General features: G+C 65.2%; 21 protein-coding genes. 9 read left to right on the plus strand and 12 right to left on the minus strand.

Annotated elements, in window-relative coordinates; genetic code table 11:
* Positions 1-12: 12 nt before the first annotated feature.
* Entirely contained in the window at positions 13-465 is a 453-nt protein-coding gene (locus DVK00_RS11695; protein ID WP_121513890.1) for a hypothetical protein, read from the plus strand.
* Here DVK00_RS11695 and DVK00_RS11700 read toward each other — a convergent pair.
* The 3 genes from DVK00_RS11700 to DVK00_RS11710 form a co-directional block, all read right to left on the minus strand.
* Positions 462-1274, minus strand: a complete 813-nt coding sequence (locus DVK00_RS11700) for a ZIP family metal transporter (protein ID WP_101349115.1) — start codon at positions 1272-1274, stop codon at positions 462-464. The genes DVK00_RS11695 and DVK00_RS11700 overlap by 4 nt on opposite strands.
* Positions 1275-1528: 254 nt before the next feature.
* A complete protein-coding gene (gene thpR / locus DVK00_RS11705) occupies positions 1529-2092 on the minus strand; it encodes an RNA 2',3'-cyclic phosphodiesterase (RefSeq protein WP_101349114.1) in 564 nt (187 codons plus the stop codon).
* 42 nt (positions 2093-2134) lie between these two features.
* Positions 2135-2533 (minus strand): hypothetical protein, encoded by a 399-nt coding sequence (locus tag DVK00_RS11710; RefSeq protein ID WP_121577749.1) that lies wholly within the window; start codon positions 2531-2533, stop codon positions 2135-2137.
* A gap of 84 nt (positions 2534-2617) precedes the next feature.
* On the opposite strand from DVK00_RS11710, the gene DVK00_RS11715 reads away from it, so the two are divergent.
* The 5 genes from DVK00_RS11715 to sufU all read left to right on the plus strand — a co-directional run bounded on the left by DVK00_RS11715 (position 2618) and on the right by sufU (position 6152).
* Positions 2618-3346: a tetratricopeptide repeat protein gene (locus DVK00_RS11715; protein ID WP_101349112.1), complete on the plus strand. Its 729-nt coding sequence runs from the start codon at positions 2618-2620 to the stop codon at positions 3344-3346.
* Positions 3343-3633 carry a DUF424 domain-containing protein gene (locus DVK00_RS11720; protein ID WP_101349111.1) on the plus strand — a complete coding sequence of 97 codons (291 nt, stop codon included), beginning with the start codon at positions 3343-3345 and terminating at the stop codon, positions 3631-3633. Before DVK00_RS11715 ends, DVK00_RS11720 begins: the two co-directional genes overlap by 4 nt.
* 57 nt (positions 3634-3690) lie before the next feature.
* The gene (locus tag DVK00_RS11725) at positions 3691-4149 is read left to right on the plus strand and encodes a hypothetical protein (protein WP_101349110.1); all 459 of its coding nucleotides are present in this window, start codon (positions 3691-3693) and stop codon (positions 4147-4149) included.
* 82 nt (positions 4150-4231) lie between these two features.
* A complete protein-coding gene (locus DVK00_RS11730) occupies positions 4232-5479 on the plus strand; it encodes an aminotransferase class V-fold PLP-dependent enzyme (RefSeq protein ID WP_121513894.1) in 1248 nt (415 codons plus the stop codon).
* Between the two features lie 244 nt (positions 5480-5723).
* Positions 5724-6152, plus strand: a complete 429-nt coding sequence (gene sufU / locus DVK00_RS11735) for a Fe-S cluster assembly sulfur transfer protein SufU (RefSeq protein ID WP_101349108.1) — start codon at positions 5724-5726, stop codon at positions 6150-6152.
* A gap of 166 nt (positions 6153-6318) precedes the next feature.
* On the opposite strand, the gene DVK00_RS11740 is transcribed toward sufU, so the two are convergent.
* Positions 6319-8325 carry a heme-binding protein gene (locus DVK00_RS11740; RefSeq protein ID WP_121536263.1) on the minus strand — a complete coding sequence of 669 codons (2007 nt, stop codon included), beginning with the start codon at positions 8323-8325 and terminating at the stop codon, positions 6319-6321.
* A 123-nt stretch (positions 8326-8448) separates the two neighbouring features.
* Here DVK00_RS11740 and DVK00_RS11745 point away from each other — a divergent pair, with 123 nt between their 5' ends.
* The gene (locus DVK00_RS11745) at positions 8449-9375 is read left to right on the plus strand and encodes a S49 family peptidase (RefSeq protein WP_101349106.1); all 927 of its coding nucleotides are present in this window, start codon (positions 8449-8451) and stop codon (positions 9373-9375) included.
* Position 9376: 1 nt separating this feature from the next.
* Positions 9377-10453 (plus strand): DUF4350 domain-containing protein, encoded by a 1077-nt coding sequence (locus DVK00_RS11750; protein ID WP_101349105.1) that lies wholly within the window; start codon positions 9377-9379, stop codon positions 10451-10453.
* Positions 10454-10519: 66 nt separating this feature from the next.
* Here DVK00_RS11750 and DVK00_RS11755 read toward each other — a convergent pair whose 3' ends face one another.
* From DVK00_RS11755 to DVK00_RS11765, 3 genes are all read right to left on the minus strand, one after another.
* Positions 10520-10837 carry a DUF5783 family protein gene (locus DVK00_RS11755; RefSeq protein ID WP_101349104.1) on the minus strand — a complete coding sequence of 106 codons (318 nt, stop codon included), beginning with the start codon at positions 10835-10837 and terminating at the stop codon, positions 10520-10522.
* A gap of 42 nt (positions 10838-10879) precedes the next feature.
* Complete coding sequence (locus DVK00_RS11760; RefSeq protein WP_121513898.1) at positions 10880-11113, minus strand: hypothetical protein; 234 nt, start codon at positions 11111-11113, stop codon at positions 10880-10882.
* Positions 11114-11208: 95 nt separating this feature from the next.
* The gene (locus tag DVK00_RS11765; protein WP_121577750.1) at positions 11209-12672 is read right to left on the minus strand and encodes a DHH family phosphoesterase; all 1464 of its coding nucleotides are present in this window, start codon (positions 12670-12672) and stop codon (positions 11209-11211) included.
* A gap of 239 nt (positions 12673-12911) precedes the next feature.
* On the opposite strand from DVK00_RS11765, the gene DVK00_RS11770 reads away from it, so the two are divergent.
* Positions 12912-13637, plus strand: coding sequence for a PspA/IM30 family protein (locus DVK00_RS11770; protein WP_101349101.1), 726 nt, complete (start codon positions 12912-12914; stop codon positions 13635-13637).
* A gap of 16 nt (positions 13638-13653) precedes the next feature.
* Here DVK00_RS11770 and DVK00_RS11775 read toward each other — a convergent pair whose 3' ends face one another.
* The 5 genes from DVK00_RS11775 to DVK00_RS11795 are packed head-to-tail and all read right to left on the minus strand — an operon-like array spanning position 13654 to position 17268.
* Positions 13654-14442, minus strand: coding sequence for a uroporphyrinogen-III synthase (locus DVK00_RS11775; RefSeq protein WP_121536259.1), 789 nt, complete (start codon positions 14440-14442; stop codon positions 13654-13656).
* Complete coding sequence (cobA, locus tag DVK00_RS11780) at positions 14442-15203, minus strand: uroporphyrinogen-III C-methyltransferase (protein ID WP_101349099.1); 762 nt, start codon at positions 15201-15203, stop codon at positions 14442-14444. The genes DVK00_RS11775 and cobA overlap by 1 nt, the downstream gene beginning before the upstream one ends.
* On the minus strand, positions 15200-16354 hold the full coding sequence (gene hemC / locus DVK00_RS11785; RefSeq protein ID WP_101349098.1) for a hydroxymethylbilane synthase: 1155 nt from the start codon (positions 16352-16354) through the stop codon (positions 15200-15202). Before hemC ends, cobA begins: the two co-directional genes overlap by 4 nt.
* A 53-nt stretch (positions 16355-16407) precedes the next feature.
* Entirely contained in the window at positions 16408-16680 is a 273-nt protein-coding gene (locus DVK00_RS11790; RefSeq protein WP_121577751.1) for a hypothetical protein, read from the minus strand.
* Between the two features lie 42 nt (positions 16681-16722).
* Entirely contained in the window at positions 16723-17268 is a 546-nt protein-coding gene (locus tag DVK00_RS11795) for a CDP-2,3-bis-(O-geranylgeranyl)-sn-glycerol synthase (protein WP_121536251.1), read from the minus strand.
* Between the last annotated feature and the right edge of the window lie 121 nt (positions 17269-17389).

Below are 17389 nucleotides of genomic sequence, written 5' to 3' on the forward strand. Positions count from 1 at the left end.
GGCTCTGGTTGCATGGGTGGTGGCGGCGAAGTCGTCGTCAGCGTGAAGCAGGATGTCAGAGTCGAGCCACACGAGGCGTGGATAAAAGAGCGGATTCCGGACGTATCTGACCCCGGCGGTGAGCTACAGTATATTGTCAAGTCTGAGACGCCGTTCAACGTGTACTTCTTCACTGACCGTGCGCAGTTCAAGCAGTACGATGCGTACATCAAGGGTCGAGAACCGGACGAGACACCGCCGGGGAACCCCAAATTCAGCCAGACAGCAGTTCAGCCAAAGGGGTCGGATATCTATCAGGCGTCGACAGACGACGGCGGCGCACGAGAGTCACTTGACGAGCCCGGACCGTACTTTTTCGCCGTCGACCACTCGAACTACCGGATGGAAACCCGGGTTGACGACTACGACGACCCGCTAAAGGCCTTCGTCGATCTCACCGTCATCCGGAACAGGCTCCCATTCTAAACGAACGCCAGCGGCACCATCGCCAGCACTCCGACAACGACGCCAGCGAGGAGTTCGCGTTTGCCCCCACCCGGCAAACCGCCGCCGTACTCCAGCGCCTCTGGGACGAACTCCGTGAGCACGAGATACACCATCGCTCCGGCGGCGAAGCCAAAGCCGAACGGGAGAAACGCCTTCGCCAGCGTGACGAAGTAGTACGCGATAACGGCCCCAAGCGGCTGTGGCAGCGAGGAGAACACTGCCCACCAGACCATCTTCCACTCGCTGACGCCCAGCGAGCGGAGGGGGATGGCGATGGCAGTCCCCTCGGGGATATTGTGGATAGAAATGGCGACCGTCATGAACACTGCCAGCAGCGGGACGGAGACACCGACGAGACTCACGGCGGAGTCTGGCGTCGCCGATTCCAGCCCAAGTTCCGCGAAGGAGACGCCGACAGCCACGCCTTCCGGGAAGCTATGGACAGTCAAAATGCCCAGAATCAGCAGGAGTTTCGTGAAATCCGCCTGTTCGAACTCTTTGGGTGACCTGTCGAAGTCGTCCAGAAGTTCGTGCGCCACGGCCACAAGCGCGACCCCGGCGAGGATTCCGGGAACCAGCAGCACCGGCGACCCGTAGGCCAGCCCTTCCCGGACGAGGCCGAACAGCGAGGCGGCGACCATGATCCCCGAGGCTAACCCCCACAGCAGGACGTTCCATCGGTCAGAGAACTCATCCACCAGAAAGAACGGGATCGCACCGAGGCCGGTGGCGAGTGCCGTAAGCAACCCCGCGACAAACACGAAGACGACGTTCTCAACGGCGACCATATCGGTCCTACGCCACTCGGACCGATAAAAATTGTCACTAACCTGATTTGTTTTGGCTAACCTAAACGGGCAGCCAGACGCTGTCGATAGCTACTCGGGGGTCTAATTGACGCCCCTGGAAGGAATACCGCCCATGCTACAGCGGTCGCAACGCCGTCGCGCAGCTCGTATAAATATTATTACAATAAGCGCCGGCCAGAACCGTCTGTCTGGAAGTCGGACCGGCGTAGCCGTCTGACTGTGACGACACACGTTTACAGCGGCACCGATTCGACGGTCCGGTACGTCGGTCCGTCGGGGCCCAGCTCACTCTCCTTGAGTCGGATTTCCTCGACCAGCAGGCGACCCACGTCGGGGTCGTCGTTCTCGACTGCGTTCTGTACTGTCTCTTTGCCGCCGGCATGGTCCATTCTGGCGACGGTCGCGTGGGGTGTGAACTCGTGGTCTGCCGGCTCGAACCCCATCGCGGCGGTCCTCTCTTCGATAGCGTCGTGCAGCGCAGTCAGTCTCGTGCCACCCTGGCCCTCGCGGACGCCAACCCAGACAACGCTGATATAGGACAGCGACGGAAAGACGCCGAAACCGCCGAACTCGGCTTCGAACGGCTCGATGCCGCTGTCTTCGACCGCGGTTTCGAGCGCGGTGACGATGTCACCGACACGGTCCGGGTCTGTATCGCCAAGGAACTTCAACGTGATATGAGCCTGTTCGGGGTCGGTCAGTCGAAGACCCGATACCCCGTCGAAGCGCGCCTGTACGTTCGCAACCGCGTCTTCGAGCCCGTCCAGGTCGACGCTGACGAACAGGCGCTTGGCCATAGCTAGCGGTTCCGGTCGTGTCCGCAAGAAAGCTACGACGGGTCAGTGGCTGCTGTGCTCCGGGGCCGTATACCACCGCCAGAGACTGTGTCCGAGCCCCAGAGCGACCATTGCGACCGCGATGCCGGAGAGAGCGGGGACGGCGGTGTCGGGCAGCAGTGTGAGGGAGAGCCGAGCGAGGATGGCCGCCACGAGCAGGAGACCCACCCGTGCTCGTTCTCGGGGCGTCTCTGCCGGACTGGACACCCAGCGCCAGAACCTCGATAGCTGCGCGTAGTACTGCCCGACGAGAGCCGCCAGAACGACCGTTCCAGCGACGCCCGCTCCGGCAGCGGGCAGTGACAGCGGGACCGCGTTGGCGGTGATAGCGGCCCAGCCGACGACCGCGAACACACCCCCGGAGAAGACGAGCAACGCGTCTACTGCCAGTGGGTCCCGCATATCCGGGAATTCGACCGCAGGACACCTATATCTTCACGAGCCGTGGACGTAGCCCTTAACCGGATTGGCCGTCAATCAGGAGGCATGACAGACCACGACGACGACCACGCTTTCTCCGAGGGGCAGGGGTTCGACGACCCCTACGAGGGGTTCGACCTCGAACCCCCGGAGTTCGAGGTCGACCCGGACAAGGTCGACCCCGTCGACTCCCGTGTCGTCACTGACCTGCTGGACCAGCGGAACATCTCCTCCGACGCCGTCGACCCCGAGCAGCTGCTCGATGTCGGGCTGGAGTACATGCACATCAACCGTCACGAACAGGCCGCCGAGACGTTCGAGCGCGTCGCCCAGTACACGGACGACGAGCGGCTCAAACAGGAAGCCTGGACGAACAAGGGCGCGGCCCACGCGGAACTCGAGGAGTGGGACGCCGCTATCGGCGCGTACAAGGAAGCCCTCAATTTCGACGAGGAGTCCGATCACGCCGCCACGGCGGAGACGAACCTCGCGTACGCGCTGTGGAAATCGGGCCGCTCCGAGCAGGCGCTCGAACACGCCGAGCGCGCCGTCGAAATCGACCCCCGTTTCGGCGAGGGCTGGTACAACCGCGGCTTCTTCCTGCTCGAACGCGGGCTGGCTGACGAGGCCATCGACGCCTTCGACAACGCGGTCCGACTCGGCTTCCGGAACGCCGACGTGCTCGAAGAGAAGGCCCGCGCCCTCGAAGAGGTCGGCGAGTTCGACCGCGCCGAGGAGCTGGCCGAGGAAGTCGACGAGATGCGCGAGGAGGCCGAACAGCAACTGCTTGAATGATACTCAACGAACGCGACACCGACGAGGGGTTGCTCGTCTCCGTCTGTGACCCCGACATCATGGGCGAAACGTTCGAGAACGGCCCCGTGTCACTCACCGTCAACGAGGAGTTCTACGGCGGCGAAACGGCTACCGAAGACGAAATTGTCGACAGCCTCACCCGGTGTTCGGTCGCCAACATCGTCGGCGACGACGCCGTCAGCGTCGCTGTCGAACACGGCTTCGTCGACGAGGAGAACGTCCTCGATCTGGGTGAGACGCGCCACGCGCAACTGCTCTGGATGTAGCGCCACCGCACGCCCGACCCCGACAGTCTTTGCACACGCCCGTCGACAGGGGTACGTATGTATTCTCGAGACCACGCCATCGTCTCCGCGGCCGTCGGGGCCGCTGGCGTTGTCGTCCTGCCCCTTTCGCTCCCCTGGTGGGCCGCTGTCGGTTATGCGGTCGTCGTCGGCGTCGCCATCGACGTCGACCACTTCGCCGTGGCTCGACTGGAGAGCGGAGACTGGGCCGCGCTCCGCCGCTGCCTCCGGAATCCAAAGATTGTGCTGCTTGACCAAGACAAAATTTTCGGCCCGCAGGACCTCTGGCCGCTCCAGCGGCTCCTCAGCCACCACCTCATCGGCGGTCTCGCGGTCGGGAGCCTCTGGCTCGTCTCCGAGCCGCTATCGCTGTTTACCGCCCTCGTCCTGTACGCCCACGTCCTCGGGGACCTCGTCTGGGACAACTACCTGCTGGAGACCTACCGGGAACAACACGCGATGGCCGCCACATCCGTGTCCGAGTCTGACTCCGAATAGGGCGAGGAACGGCCGCTACCGGGTGGAAAGAGTTCTAGGTGAACCGAAGGAATGTTGCCTGTTGAGCCCCTGAACAGAAGTAATGGGACACGCTGAATCTGAACTACTGGACGTGGAGCGTATCCGCGAGGACTTCCCCATCCTCCAGCGCGAATTCGGCGGCGAACAAGTGGTGTATCTCGACAACGCAGCCACCACGCAGACGCCCGAACCCGTCGTCGAGACCATCGCTGACTACTACCGGACGACGAACGCCAACGTCCACCGCGGGCTCCACCAACTCAGCCAGGAGGCCAGCGTCGCCTACGAGGACGCCCACGACCGCGTCGCCGAGTTCATCGGCGCGTCGGGCGAGCGCGAGGAAATCGTCTTCACCAAGAACACCACCGAAAGCGAGAACCTCGTCGCCTACGCCTGGGGCCTGAACGAACTCGGCCCCGAGGACGAGGTCGTGCTCACGGAGATGGAACACCACGCCTCGCTGGTCACCTGGCAGCAGATCGCCAAGAAGACCGGCGCGACCTGTCGGTACATCCGCGTCGAGGAGGACGGCACGCTGGACATGGACCACGCCCGCGAACTCATCACCGACGACACCGCGATGGTCAGCGTCGTCCACGTCTCGAACACGCTCGGGACGGTCAACCCCGTCTCAGAACTGGCGGACATCGCCCACGACCATGACGCCTACATCTTCGTCGATGGCGCCCAGTCGGTGCCGAACCGACCGGTCGACGTGGAGGCCATCGACGCCGACTTCCTGGCCTTCTCCGGCCACAAGATGGCCGGTCCGACCGGTATCGGCGTTCTTTACGGAAAAAAGCACATTCTCGAAGAGATGGAGCCGTACCTCTACGGCGGCGAGATGATACAGAAGGTCACCTTCGAGGACGCCACCTGGAACGACCTCCCCTGGAAGTTCGAGGCCGGAACGCCGGTCATCTGCCAGGGCATCGCGCTGGCGGAGGCCTGTGACTACCTCGACGACATCGGCATGGAACGGATTCAGCGCCACGAGGAACAGCTCGCCGAGTACGCGCTGGAACAGCTCCAAGCAGAGGGCGACGTGGAGACGTACGGCCCGCCCGCGGGGACGGCACGGGGTGGTCTGGTCGCGTTCAACCTCGATTCGGTCCACGCCCACGACCTCTCCTCGATTCTCAACGACTCCGCCGTCGCCATCCGCGCCGGCGACCACTGCACCCAGCCGCTCCACGACAAGATGGGTGTCCCGGCGTCTGCGCGTGCGTCCTTCTACATCTACAACACGCGCGAGGAAGTGGATAAATTGGTTGAGGCTATCGACGACGCGCGTCAGCTGTTCGCGTAATCAATCTCTATCGCGCGCCCTCGGCGCGCGGTTTCCCCCGGACGCGAACGAAGTGAGCGTCCGGCCTCTTTCGCCACCGAAGGACTCGCTTTGCTCGTCTTTCGAGCCTTGCTTCGCGCTGCTCAGCAAGACCACGTTTTTCCAGACGTGGTTCGAACGCGCTCGGAGAGCGCGACTCGAACCCGACGCAGAAAAAGGTGGCTCGGAACCCTTTTCCGACTGACAGCCGTATCATAGCTCAATTATGGGTATCGGTGGCTCGGATATGTACCGGCAGCAGATCCTCGATCACTACAAGAACCCCCGGAACTACGGGGAAATCGAGGACCCCACGTTCACCCACGTCGGCGAGAACCCGATGTGCGGCGACGAGATACGGATGGATGTCGTCCTCGACGAAGACGAGGAGACCATCGAGCGGGTCGCCTTCCAGGGCGACGGCTGTGCCATCTCACAGGCCTCCGCGTCGATGCTCTCACAGGAACTGGCTGGGATGGCGGTCGAGGACCTGGAGGCGATGGACCGCGACGACATCACGGAGATGCTCGGCGTCGACATCTCGCCGATGCGGGTGAAATGCGCCGTCCTCGCCGAGAAGGTGGCACAGGACGGCGCGGAGATCTACTTCGGCGAGAAGGACATCGACCGGACGACGACCGAAGACGACGACTAAGACGGGTAGAAACACCGCTGCTATTCTCTTGCCTTTCAGTCCAGGATAGCGCAGGCTATGCCAGGCAACGACTACGACGAGCGACCCGGGTCGAAAACGACGGTGGCGAACTACAGTTCTGGCGGCTTGTCGCCGAGTAGCGGAGAAGTGGACTGACGGCCGGTCGTCAGGCCAGGAACACGTGCCGCGGTCTGTCGGCCAGCACGTCACGGCCCCAGTCGACCGTCTCCGAGAAGTCGTCGGAGCGGAAGAAGGCCATCGCGTCCTCCTGTGAGTCCCACTGGCTGGCGATGAACATGTCGTTCTCGTCGTCGTGGTTGAACAGCAGCGAGGTCTCGCGGTGGCCGTCCATCTCTTCGAGCAGGCCGCCGACCGTGTCGAACTTCTCGACGAAGTCGTCGTGGAACTCGGGCTTGACCGTGTAGAACATCCCCATCGTCCCGAACCCGTCGCCCTCGCCGTGGCGGCCGACGACGCCGGGCAGGTCGGTGAGGTAGTCGCTGGCGGTCTGTGCGGCGTCCTCAGTGTCCCATAGCGATGCGACGGCCGAGAGGTTGCCGTCGGAATCGCCATACACTGTCGTCTGGACGTGGGTGTCGTAGCGGTCGAACGCGCTCCGGAGGTCCGCGACTTCCGCGTCGAGCGTTTCGGCGTCGGCTTCGGAGTACACCACGAGAGCGTACACGTCCTCACCGTGCGGTTGTCCGGCGTAGACGCCCGCCGATTCGAGCGTTTCGCGGATAGACTGCGATGACTCTGCGGTCTGGGCGTCACTGCCGTCCTCGGTCTCTTCGCTTGCGGCCCCTTCGCCGAGGGAGCCGCCGAGCTGTTCGTCAACGCCGTCGATGTCTTTCAGGAACCCGGCTGCCGTCTCGGCGGCGTCTTTCGCCGTCCAGATACTGACAACGTAGGTCTGCCCGCTGTCGGCGCGCACAGCCGTCCGGACGTGGCGGTCGTAGTGGTCGAAGTTACTCTCGAGGTCGGATACGTCGTCGACGATGTCCTCCGCATCGGCCGAGGAATGGAACACCAGCGCGTAGTCGCCGGCGTCATACGCGTCGCCCTCGTGCAGCCCCAGCCGGCCGAGTCGCTGTGCGGCGTCGTCTATCTCTTCGAAGTCGGCCGAAACGTCAGGCCGGCCGCCCGAGCTACTGCCGGAATCCGCGTCCTCGTCGGACGACTCCTCGGCGTGGGGGTGGTCACCTTCGCCGGCGCTTCCGGGATGGGTCCCGCCGTGGCTGTCGGTGTCTCCACCGGCGTGTACCCCCGTCTGTGCACCGCTTGCCGCTGGCTCTTCGCCGTGGCCGTGACTCGCGCCGGTGTCGGTGGGCACATGCTCGTGTTCCGCAACATCCGCCGGCGTCTCCGGAACCGACTCGTCGTCGGTCGGCACCCGCTGGCCAGCCAGAACGGCCGGCAACTCGGACGGGTCGAACTTCCGGCCGACGTAGAAGGGACCAAACTCTGCGAACTGCGAGGTCGAGGGGTCGAAGCGCATCTCGGTCAGCAGTTCTTTGATGTGGCGCATGTCGTCGCTCCAGAGCGTGATGCCCCACTCCCAGTCGTCAAAGCCGATGGAGCCGGCTATCATCTGGCTCACCTCGCTGCCGTAGCCGCGGCCGATATCGCCGTGCCGTTTGATGTGGGCCGCCCGCTCCTCGAAGGACGTGTCGTACCAGTTCTGGTCGGGCTGGCGGCGCTTGCTCATCGGGTAGAAACAGACGAACTCCTCGTCCGGCACGTCGGGATGGAGCCGGGCCTGAATGTACTGGGCCAGCCCGGAGTCGTCGTCCACCTCGCCCTCGAAGTACTCGCGGGACTTCTCTGTGTAGCCCGACGCCTCCGTCACGGAGACGTAAGAGAATTCCTGCTCGGTGAAGGCGGCGAACTCCGTCTGCTCGAAGTGCCGTTCGGCCGCGTCGAGGTCGCCCATCGTCGGCCGCAGGTGGAGGATCATGATGTCGGCCTTGTGGCCCATGACGGTGTACACCGCCGTCTGGCCCTCGTCGGCGTCTTCAACGGCTTCGTAGGCGTCGAGGAAGCCGATACCCTCAGAGAGCGCACGGTCGCGGACTCGCTGGGGGGCCTCGCGCCAGGCGTCCCAGTCGATGCTCCGGCAGTCGTGCAGCGCGTACCAGCCCTCTTCCGTGGCTGGCGGCTTTCGTTGGTCCATAGTCGCCGGTTACAGGTCGATAGTAAGGAAACTTCCCATGTCGTTCCGGGATGGCGACTTCTGGGCCAGCAGTTCAGGCTATGCTTTTATTAGTCCGACGTGACCGCGAATCGATGTTGTCGTATGAACAACCCAATCGATAGACGGGTCGCGACTGCCCTCCAATCATATACGGTACTTGCGGTTATTGCCATTCTCATTGGTGCCGCCGTCGTACCGTATGCGGCGTCGGTCGCCGAGGGTGACGAACAGTACGTCGCTGTAGTGAATATCGACGAAACAATCTCCAGTTCTAGTTCGCAGGACACGGTACAGCAACTCCGTGAACTCCGCAGCAACGAGTCAGTTGAAGCGGTCGTCCTCCGGATATCGAGTCCCGGGGGAAGCGCCGCCTCCAGTGAGTCCATGTATCTGGCCGTCAAGCGGCTCGCAGCGGAGAAGCCGGTGTACACGAGCGTCGACCAGTACGCCGCCTCCGGCGCGTACTACACCGCGGTCCCGAGCGACCGCATCTACGTGACGCCGGCCAGCCTCGTCGGCCACGTCGGCGTCATCGGAACTGCACCGAGTGACGGACTGAGCCCCGCCGCCACTACTGGCCCCGACAAGGCCCATAGAGGAATGACACGGGACCAGTACTACGCCAGCCTCGAGTCGATGAAACGAGCCTTTGTCGGTGCGGTCATGACCGAACGCGGTGACAGGCTCAACGTCTCCCGAGAGACTGTCGCCGAAGCCTCGGCGTATCAGGGCGGTCGCGCGGTCCAGACCGGCTACGCAGATGAAGTCGGCGGACTCGAAGCCGCGATAGCCGGCGCAGCCGACGCTGCTGGCCTCTCGGAGTATCAGGTCGTGTACCACAACCCCGCGGACCCACAGGGGCTGTTCCTCCTCGCCGGCGGGAGTGAAGCCGGTGGGAACGCGACCGTCGTCGCCGAGGGCGCACCGTACACGTTCCAGGGCGTCGACACAGTCCACTTCCTCATGATATACGGCACGCCGGAGAATCAACAGGTCGTCTACAACAGTACCGCACAGGGAGGTGCCTGAAATGTCAGCCGATAGCTCACGTTCGAGTCCAGTCGTCCGAGCAGGGTTTTTCGCTGGGATACTCGTCCTGTCGGTGATTGTCGGCACCGTCGCGATTGGTGGCGGCGCACAATCAGCCCCAGATGTGTCCCAGGTGAACGCCCCGTCGTTCAACAGCGGCGAGTCCGTCGCAACGCCGGCAGACGAGAGCGGTGAACTCTCGATGTCGGCCGACGCGTCCGGGAAGGTCGTCGTTATCGATGTCGCTCACGCCGGTGATATCGACCGCGAAGCGCTCACGCCGCTCGTCTCGACCCTGACCGAGAACGGAGCGACGGTCCGCTACCACGTCGGTGAGCGACAGAGCGGGAGCCCACTCAACGAGTCCCTCCGCTCGGCTGACGCCCTCGTTGTTCTCGGCGCAGAACAGCGCTACACCAAGAGCGAACTGAACGGCCTCTCCGCGTTCAGCGATGCGGGCGGTCGCGTGCTCTTGCTGAACGAGCCGTCACAGGCGAGTCCCGCCGGCTTGGGACTGTTCGGCCCGATTCGGTCGGATAGCGTAACCAAGCCGATGGCCCCACTGGCGAGCCAGTACGGCCTCTCGTACGGGAACGGCTACCTGTACAATATGCACGAGTACGACACGAACTACCAGAACGTCTACGCGACGCCGACGGGCGAGACGGAACTCACCGAGGGCGTCGACCGAGCGGTCTTCTACGCCGCGATCCCCGTTCAGGGCGGTGACACCGCACTCACGACGACGGAACAGACAACGCTCTCGAAGACCCGGCGACAGGACACGTACGGCGTCGTTGCCCGCTCGGGGAACGTCGCCACCGTTGGTGATACGAGCGTGTTCACGCAGGAGTTCCTCTACCGGGCCGACAACGAGCAACTGGTCGGAAATCTGCTTGACTTCCTCGTCACAGGCGAAAAATCACCCGCAGACGCACCGCGGCCCCCAGAATCGGGTAATTCCGGACCTGGCGGCTCGCTCCCCGGTGCTGGAACAGGCAGCGGCGGTGTACTGCCGTCCGAACCGGATGCCACCCCAGCGCCCGACCCGAACGAGACTGTGATGTCCGACGAGTAAGACATCACCACGCGTTTTCGCTGGAAGTACTGGTAGACAGGTACCGCCGAACCGCGGCGACTGCAGTCAGTCGTCGAGATCGAACACGCGGTGCAGTTCGCGCTCGATCTCGTCGAGATATTCGGAAAGCACGGCGTCGAGTTTCTCGTCGTCGACGATGACCGCTGAGAGCCGCTCCGTCGGGTCCTCGGGTAGTTCGACGCTGAACTCGCCGTCATCATAAAACGGCTCCGACTCGTTGAGGATCTGCTGGTCGATAGCGTGGACCAGCTCAGAGTCGTACGTGTCGTTCATCCGCTCGAAGGCGTTCTTGTAGGCCTTCTGGAGCTCCGGGAAGTAGTTCGCGTACTTGTCTTCGAACTTCTCGGGATCGAACTCTGTCATTGCCAGAACGGTACGGGGCTGGGGATAAAGATGGCCCGATGTTCAGCGTTGTATCGTGCGTGCGTCCTTCCGGGGGAGATACATCGTGAGGTACGCGACGAAACAGATGCCGAAGATGCCACCGATGACGAGAAAGACGCGGATGTCCAGTCCGGCAATAGCTGCGATAATCTCCTGTAGCGTCGTCCGCGGGTTCGCAAACCCGAAGGTCTCAGTGTAAGCCAGCAGGCCGGCAACGACGACGAGCACGAGATCGAACAGGTCCCGAGAGTCCATCGTGGGGTGTTCGGAGAAGCGGACGTATATCTTTTATTGCTGATACTGGTGACAGCGTCGTCAGTTTCACTACCGCGCGGTTTGATGGGTTTCGATTACGACACTTGGTTAGTGATAATCTCGTCGGCGGCCTCGATAAACGCCGACTCCTTCCCGGCCGGGATGGTCGCGCCCGCCGCGATGTCGTGCCCGCCCCCGTCACCACCGACGGACTGAGCGGCGTCGCGCATCACGACCGACAGGTCGACGCCCCGGCCCACCAGCGGGCCGGTCGCCCGAGATGATACTTTCGTCTCGTCTTCGTCAGTACTGGCAAACGCGATAATCGGCTTGTCCGAGTCGACGCCGTCGGTCCCCAGCGCCATCCCGGCGACGATGCCGACGATAGTCTCGCGGATAGCGTCGCCGGCGTCGAACCACTGGACCGAGCCGGCCTGCGTGACGCCACGCTCCTTGACGAGCGTGAGTCCCTCCGAGAGGTTCCGGCGGTGGTTCGACAGCAGCGTCCGCGCCCGTTCAAGTGGCGCATCGCGCTCGCCGAGACAGACCGCCAGTCCCACGTCTGCCCGCTCGTAGCGGGCCGTGGCGTTCAGGAGCGTCGAGAACTCGCTTGCGTCCCGGAGTTCCGTCCCGCGCGGCTCCGTGGTCAGCGTGTAGGTCGTGCCGATGAGCGTCTCGATCTTGTCTGCCGGGACGCCGCGCTCGACGGCACGCTGGACCAGCCCACTGGCGACAGTCTGGCGTTCGTCGTCAGAAAGGTCTGCCCACGTCCGCCAGTCACCGTCGGTCTTCAGGTCAACCCCGAGCCCCTCCAGGAACCGGGTCGCGCCGGCCTGGTCGTTCGAGATGCCCGGTATCGGCACTTCGGTGGCGTATTCGAGCAGTTTCGGCAGCGGACGGGTCTGTTTGCCGTACAGCGAGAGGTCGGTTCCCTCTTCGAGGACGCCGGCGTCGACCCCCTCCTCGACGAGGCCGGCGTTGGCTCCGACGAGTTCGCCGCCGACGGCCTGCATGTCCCCGACCGCGCCGACGACCGCGAGCGCGGCGAGGTCGCGGTTGTCGGTGTCGTCGGCCGCGAGCGCGCGGGCGAGGACGTACGTCGCGCCAGCACCGGAAAGCTCCGACGCGCCGTCGATGCCTTCCAGCAGCGGATTGAGGTGGGTCTCGAAGTCGGCGTAGCCGTCGGTGTCGACCACGGCGTCGGGGTGGCAGTCCGCCGGGTCCGACGGCTGGTGGTGGTCGGCGACGACCGCCTCGAAGTCGCCCGCGGCGACGTGCTCGGAGATGACGTCGAGCTGGCCCGAGCCGAAGTCGGTGAACAGGACAGTGTCGTACTCGCGGACCGCGATGCTCTCGATTTCGGCCGCGTCGAGTTGCTTCTTGAACACGGTCTCGACGGAGATACCGGCCCGCGATAGCGCCGCGGTGGCGATGGCGGCGCTGGTCAGCCCGTCGGCGTCGATGTGGGACGCGAGCAGGACGCGCTCGGCCGCCCGGAGTCGGTCGGCACAGGCGGCCGCGCGATCAGCGAGCGCCGGAACGGGGCCGGTCGTAGTCATCGTACCGGAGATTGGTGCGCTCCGGAATAAAAACGTTCAGACGTGCGGTCGCTCGGTGGGGGCCGGCGCGACGGTCGAATCGCCGCGACTGTCTCCCGATTTCGCCGCGCAGTCGCGTATCGCACCGGGTGGCACCCTGTTATTATAACGGTGTCAATCATACGAGAGGACATGCACGCTGTCACAGCCGAGCCACGGTCGGGACCGATTCGAGCCGCAGGCGGTCGGGAGCGGGCGCGATGAGCCTGCTCCGGCGGTTCGCGTTCGCGGTCCGGGCCAAGCTCAACGCCCTGCTCAACCGCACGTCGGACCCGGCGGCGGAACTGGACTACTCCTACGAACAGATGCGGGACGAACTACAGGACGTGACCCGCGGCATCGCTGACGTGACGACCCAGAAGAAACGCCTGGAGATACACCGCCAGCGGCTGCGGTCCAACGTCGAGAAACACGACACGCAGGCCCGGGCCGCCCTGCAGGAGAGCCGTGAGGACCTCGCACGCCGGGCACTGGAAAAAAAGCAGGTCAACGTCAGCCAGATTTCGGAGCTGTCGGGACAGATAGACGACCTGCAGGAAACACAGGACCGGCTAGTCGGCAAGCGGGCCGAGCTCAGTAGCCAGATAGAGCAGTTCCGCACGAAGAAAGAGACCATGAAGGCCCGCTATCAGGCCGCCGAGGCGTCGGCGCGGGTCTCGGAGGCCTTTACCGGCGCTGGCGATACGATGGCCGACGTCCACCGCTCCATAGAGCGCGCGACGGAGCGCACCGAGCAGATGGAGGCCCGCGCGGCCGCGCTGGAGGAACTCGAAGCGAGCGGCGACCTCGAATCCGTCCTCGACGAGGGCGACTCCATCGACCAGGAACTCGACCGACTCTCCAGCGAGCGGGCCGTCGAGAACGAACTGGCGACGCTCCGGACCGAGGTTGAGAGCCGAGAGGCCACCAGAGAAGCGGCGGAGTGAGCCGCACGCGGTCACGTTACTCGTGGTGTGTCGGAGCGGCCGCCTCGACGGTCTCGCAGGTCAGCGCCTCGAAATCGGCCTGCTCGGGGACGACGTCGACGGCGATGCCGGCGGCCTCGGCCGTCTCCCGCGTCGGCTCACCGATTGCGCCGACGGTCGCCTCGTTCAGTCCGTCGACGGCGGCCTCGCGGACCCCGCGCTCGGCGGCCGCATCGAGGAAGTGTTCGACGGTGAGCGAGGAGGTAAACAGCGCCGCGTCGAGGTCACCGCTTGCTGCCAGCTCCGTGGACTCGCCCGATTCGGGCGGCCGGACAAGCCGGTAGAGGACGGTCTCGTGGACGTACGCGCCGGCCGCCTCCAGCCCGTCGGTCAACACCGCCGAGCCGTGGTCCGACCGGGCGACTTCGACCCGCGCGCCGTCCACCGCTCCGGCCAGCGTCTCGACCAGCCCCGTCGAGGAGTACTCGACGGGGATGATGTCGACGCCATAGCCAGCCTCGTGGAGCGCCGCGGCGGTCGACTCGCCGATGGCACACACCGTCGCTTCGCCGGAGTCCCAGCCGGCTTCGGCGGCGAGTTCGACGCCGGTCTTGCTGGTCAGGACGACGTAGTCGGCGTCGGTGCGCGGCGTGACCGGGCCGTCGTCGCCGTCACCGTCGATGTCGCCGGCCGCCGCTGGTTCGACCGCCAGCATCGGGTCCGGAACCGGGTCAGCACCGAGCGATTCGATGAGTTCGACCGCGTCGTCGAGGCGGTCATCGGCCGGGCGAAACGCGGCCACGCGGAGGCGCGGTTCCTCGCGCATCAGTACCCCTCCAGGAACTCCACCACCCGCTCGCGCTCGCCGGCCACCTCGCCGATGACGGTGATGGCGGGCGGTTCGATGCCGGCCTCGTCACGGACCGAGACGATACTGTCGAGCGTCCCGGTGGCGACCTGCTGGTCGGGCCAGGTCGCGCGTTCGACCAGCGCGACGGGCGTGTCGGGGTCCATGCCAGCCTCGCGCAGGGCCTCGGTGTACTGGGGCAGTTTGCCGACGCCCATCAGGACGACCAGCGTGCCGCCGGTCGCGGCCAGCGCATCCCAGTCGACAGCGGATTCGTCCTTCGTGGGGTCCTCGTGGCCGGTGACGAAGGAGACTGAGGAGGTGTAGTCCCGGTGCGTGACCGGGATGCCGGCGGCCTCGGGGCCGGCGATGGCGCTCGTGATGCCGGGGACGACCTCGACCGGGATGTCGTTCTCCACGAGGTGGGCCAGTTCCTCGCCGCCGCGGCCAAAGACCGTCGGGTCGCCGCCCTTCAGTCGGACAACGGTGTTTCCCTCCTCTGCAAGTTCGACCAGTCGGGCGTTGGTGTACTCCTGCGGTGTCCACTCGCCGCCGGCGCGTTTGCCCACGTCTTCGCGCTTCTCCTCGGGAATCATCCCGATGATTTCGGGGCCGGGGAGCTTGTCGTGCAACACCACGTCGGCTTCCTCCAGCAGGCGTTTTGCCTTGACCGTCAGCAGGTCCGGGTCGCCGGGACCGGAGCCAACGAGGTACACTTTGCCGGGTGCAGCGTCCGTCATTCCTCGTCGTCCTCCCGCACCGTTGAAGCGTCATCGTCCGCGCCCGTCGAGTCCCGCTTGGCCTCGGCGATGAGGTCGTCAGCGCCCTGTTCGGCGAGTTCCGCTGCGAGGTCCTGTGCCGCGTCGATGTGGTACTCAGCCGGGATGTCACGGCCGACCGACACCTCCTCTGTGCCGTCCTGTGAGAGGACGCGAACTCGTGTGTGGATGACACCGCCCTCCAGGTGGGCGTGGATACCGATTGGCGCGACACAGCCACCGCCGAGTTCTTCGAGAATCGTCCGCTCGACGGTCGTCTCGACGCGCGTCTGGGGGTCGTCCAGTCGGTCCTTGATGTCCAGCGCGAGGTCGCCGTCGACGGCGGTTACCGCCAGCGCGCCCTGGCCCGGAGCCGGCACAAACCGGTCGGGGTCGAGGTCTGACATCCCGACGTAGCGCGTGAGGCCGGCCCGGTGGAGCCCCGCCTTCGCCAGCACGATGGCGTCGTATTCGGTGTCCGGGTCCCGCTCCATCGCCCGCCGTTCGAATTCAGTGAGGTCGTCGAACCACTCCTCGACCGTGCGGTCGTAGGGGTGTTCTTCTTCCTCGTCGGTGTCGGGATCGCCGGCGTTGCCCTTCCGCTCCTGTTCGGCCTCGTGGCGCTCCTGGTGTTCCCGCTGGAGCGACGGGGCCAGCAGTTTGGCGATGCGCGTGTCGACGTTGCCCCGGAGCGGCTCGACGGTGAGGTCCTCGCGCTCGGCGAGCAACTGCGCCTTGCGTCGCAGGCTCGACGTGCCGACGGTCGCGCCCTCTGGTAGTTCCTCCAGCGAGCGGCCGTCGGGCGTCACCAGCACGTCCTCGGCGGCGGCCCGCTCGGGGACCGCCGCGACGACGAGGCGGTCGGGGCGTTCGGTGGGCATGTCCTTCATCGAGTGGACCGCCGCGTCGAGTTCGCCCTCCAGTACCTTCTCGTCGAGGCTGCGGACGAACGCGCCGGTCTTGCCGAGCCGGTGGATGAGTTCGTCCCGTATCTGGTCGCCCGTCGTCTCCACCTCGACGAGTTCGACCGACAGCCGGCGACTGCTCAGCGAATCCCGCACCGTCGCCGCCTGGCGCAACGCGAGGTCAGAGCCCCGCGTCGCCAGTTGCAGTGTCTCCCCGCGTGTTGTCATACCCGACACTCCACGGTCTGCGCGTAAAAACGCACTTCTTCGTCGGTTCGACGCTACGCGGGCGTCTCGGCGAGGAGAGTCTCAGTGAGGAACTGCGAGACGAATCCCGCGAGGAACGTCGTCAGGCCGCCGGCGACGAGGGCGAAGTCAATCAGTCTGTTGAGCGTGTGAACGGGGCCGACGCTTACTGTGAGGGCGACGTACGCGTGCAGAAGGACGTACATGGCCGGCAGGAAGAGCGCAGTACAGAGCAGGCCGGCGGCCGTCGCGCGTCGGACGGTCGGCGGGGCGCGGCTGACGACTGGGAGGGAATTGGTCAGGGCCATCACGAGTGACGTCGTGCGCTGGCACGTAGGTCTACGGGTCGCCTACCACGGCTCGTTTTTCAGCCCGAGCAGGTAGGCGATGCCGTTGGTGACGACGTGTAACACCGGCGTCGCGACGACGACGACGACGAGCACCGGGAGGGGAAACGTCTCGGTGAACCACGACGGGGCGACCACGAAGGCACAGAGCAACGCCCCGACGACGAAATCCAGCTGGTCTAAGCCGGGGAACGCGGCCCCGCGTTCCCGGCCCGTGCGGCGCTTGAGGAAGGACGCGCCGATGTCCCCGAGCATCGCGCCGAAGGCGAGGCCCAGTCCCGCGCGGAACGGAAACGCCGGCAGGTCCGTTCCCAGCGCGGCGCTCACGGCGGGCCCGACCTGAGTGAGGCCGAGCGCGAGGGCCGTTCCCGCGGCGGTGCCGACGAGCGTCCCGCGCCAGGTCTTGCCGTCGCCCAGCACTCGCCGCCCGCTCCACGTTCGGCCACCGTCTATCGGTCTGCCGCCGCCGGCGAGCACCGCGGCGTTGTTCGGGATGTACGCCGGCAACATCGCCCACAGCGCCCAGACGACCGTATCGACCGTCTCCATATCCCCGCCGTCTGCCCCCGTCGTCTTAATCTGTGTGACTCGCTGCTGTGCGGGTGGTGACAGTAGACACAGACCCGGTGTAGACACGGGCGTGCCTACACCCGTTGCTAGCCACGAATCT

It is taken from the genome of Haloarcula sp. Atlit-47R (assembly GCF_003665985.1).
In the GTDB taxonomy this organism is placed as follows: Archaea; Halobacteriota; Halobacteria; order Halobacteriales; family Haloarculaceae; genus Haloarcula; species Haloarcula taiwanensis.

Excerpts from the sequence above, each read along its gene's own strand:
- DVK00_RS11695 (WP_121513890.1), top strand. The coding sequence starts at position 13 with ATGGGTGGTGGCGGCGAAGTCGTCGTCAGCGTGAAGCAGGATGTCAGA.
- DVK00_RS11700 (WP_101349115.1), bottom strand. The coding sequence starts at position 1,274 with ATGGTCGCCGTTGAGAACGTCGTCTTCGTGTTTGTCGCGGGGTTGCTT.
- thpR (WP_101349114.1), bottom strand. The coding sequence starts at position 2,092 with ATGGCCAAGCGCCTGTTCGTCAGCGTCGACCTGGACGGGCTCGAAGAC.
- DVK00_RS11710 (WP_121577749.1), bottom strand. The coding sequence starts at position 2,533 with ATGCGGGACCCACTGGCAGTAGACGCGTTGCTCGTCTTCTCCGGGGGT.
- DVK00_RS11715 (WP_101349112.1), top strand. The coding sequence starts at position 2,618 with ATGACAGACCACGACGACGACCACGCTTTCTCCGAGGGGCAGGGGTTC.
- DVK00_RS11720 (WP_101349111.1), top strand. The coding sequence starts at position 3,343 with ATGATACTCAACGAACGCGACACCGACGAGGGGTTGCTCGTCTCCGTC.
- DVK00_RS11725 (WP_101349110.1), top strand. The coding sequence starts at position 3,691 with ATGTATTCTCGAGACCACGCCATCGTCTCCGCGGCCGTCGGGGCCGCT.
- DVK00_RS11730 (WP_121513894.1), top strand. The coding sequence starts at position 4,232 with ATGGGACACGCTGAATCTGAACTACTGGACGTGGAGCGTATCCGCGAG.
- sufU (WP_101349108.1), top strand. The coding sequence starts at position 5,724 with ATGGGTATCGGTGGCTCGGATATGTACCGGCAGCAGATCCTCGATCAC.
- DVK00_RS11740 (WP_121536263.1), bottom strand. The coding sequence starts at position 8,325 with ATGGACCAACGAAAGCCGCCAGCCACGGAAGAGGGCTGGTACGCGCTG.
- DVK00_RS11745 (WP_101349106.1), top strand. The coding sequence starts at position 8,449 with ATGAACAACCCAATCGATAGACGGGTCGCGACTGCCCTCCAATCATAT.
- DVK00_RS11750 (WP_101349105.1), top strand. The coding sequence starts at position 9,377 with ATGTCAGCCGATAGCTCACGTTCGAGTCCAGTCGTCCGAGCAGGGTTT.
- DVK00_RS11755 (WP_101349104.1), bottom strand. The coding sequence starts at position 10,837 with ATGACAGAGTTCGATCCCGAGAAGTTCGAAGACAAGTACGCGAACTAC.
- DVK00_RS11760 (WP_121513898.1), bottom strand. The coding sequence starts at position 11,113 with ATGGACTCTCGGGACCTGTTCGATCTCGTGCTCGTCGTCGTTGCCGGC.
- DVK00_RS11765 (WP_121577750.1), bottom strand. The coding sequence starts at position 12,672 with ATGACTACGACCGGCCCCGTTCCGGCGCTCGCTGATCGCGCGGCCGCC.
- DVK00_RS11770 (WP_101349101.1), top strand. The coding sequence starts at position 12,912 with ATGAGCCTGCTCCGGCGGTTCGCGTTCGCGGTCCGGGCCAAGCTCAAC.
- DVK00_RS11775 (WP_121536259.1), bottom strand. The coding sequence starts at position 14,442 with ATGCGCGAGGAACCGCGCCTCCGCGTGGCCGCGTTTCGCCCGGCCGAT.
- cobA (WP_101349099.1), bottom strand. The coding sequence starts at position 15,203 with ATGACGGACGCTGCACCCGGCAAAGTGTACCTCGTTGGCTCCGGTCCC.
- hemC (WP_101349098.1), bottom strand. The coding sequence starts at position 16,354 with ATGACAACACGCGGGGAGACACTGCAACTGGCGACGCGGGGCTCTGAC.
- DVK00_RS11790 (WP_121577751.1), bottom strand. The coding sequence starts at position 16,680 with ATGGCCCTGACCAATTCCCTCCCAGTCGTCAGCCGCGCCCCGCCGACC.
- DVK00_RS11795 (WP_121536251.1), bottom strand. The coding sequence starts at position 17,268 with ATGGAGACGGTCGATACGGTCGTCTGGGCGCTGTGGGCGATGTTGCCG.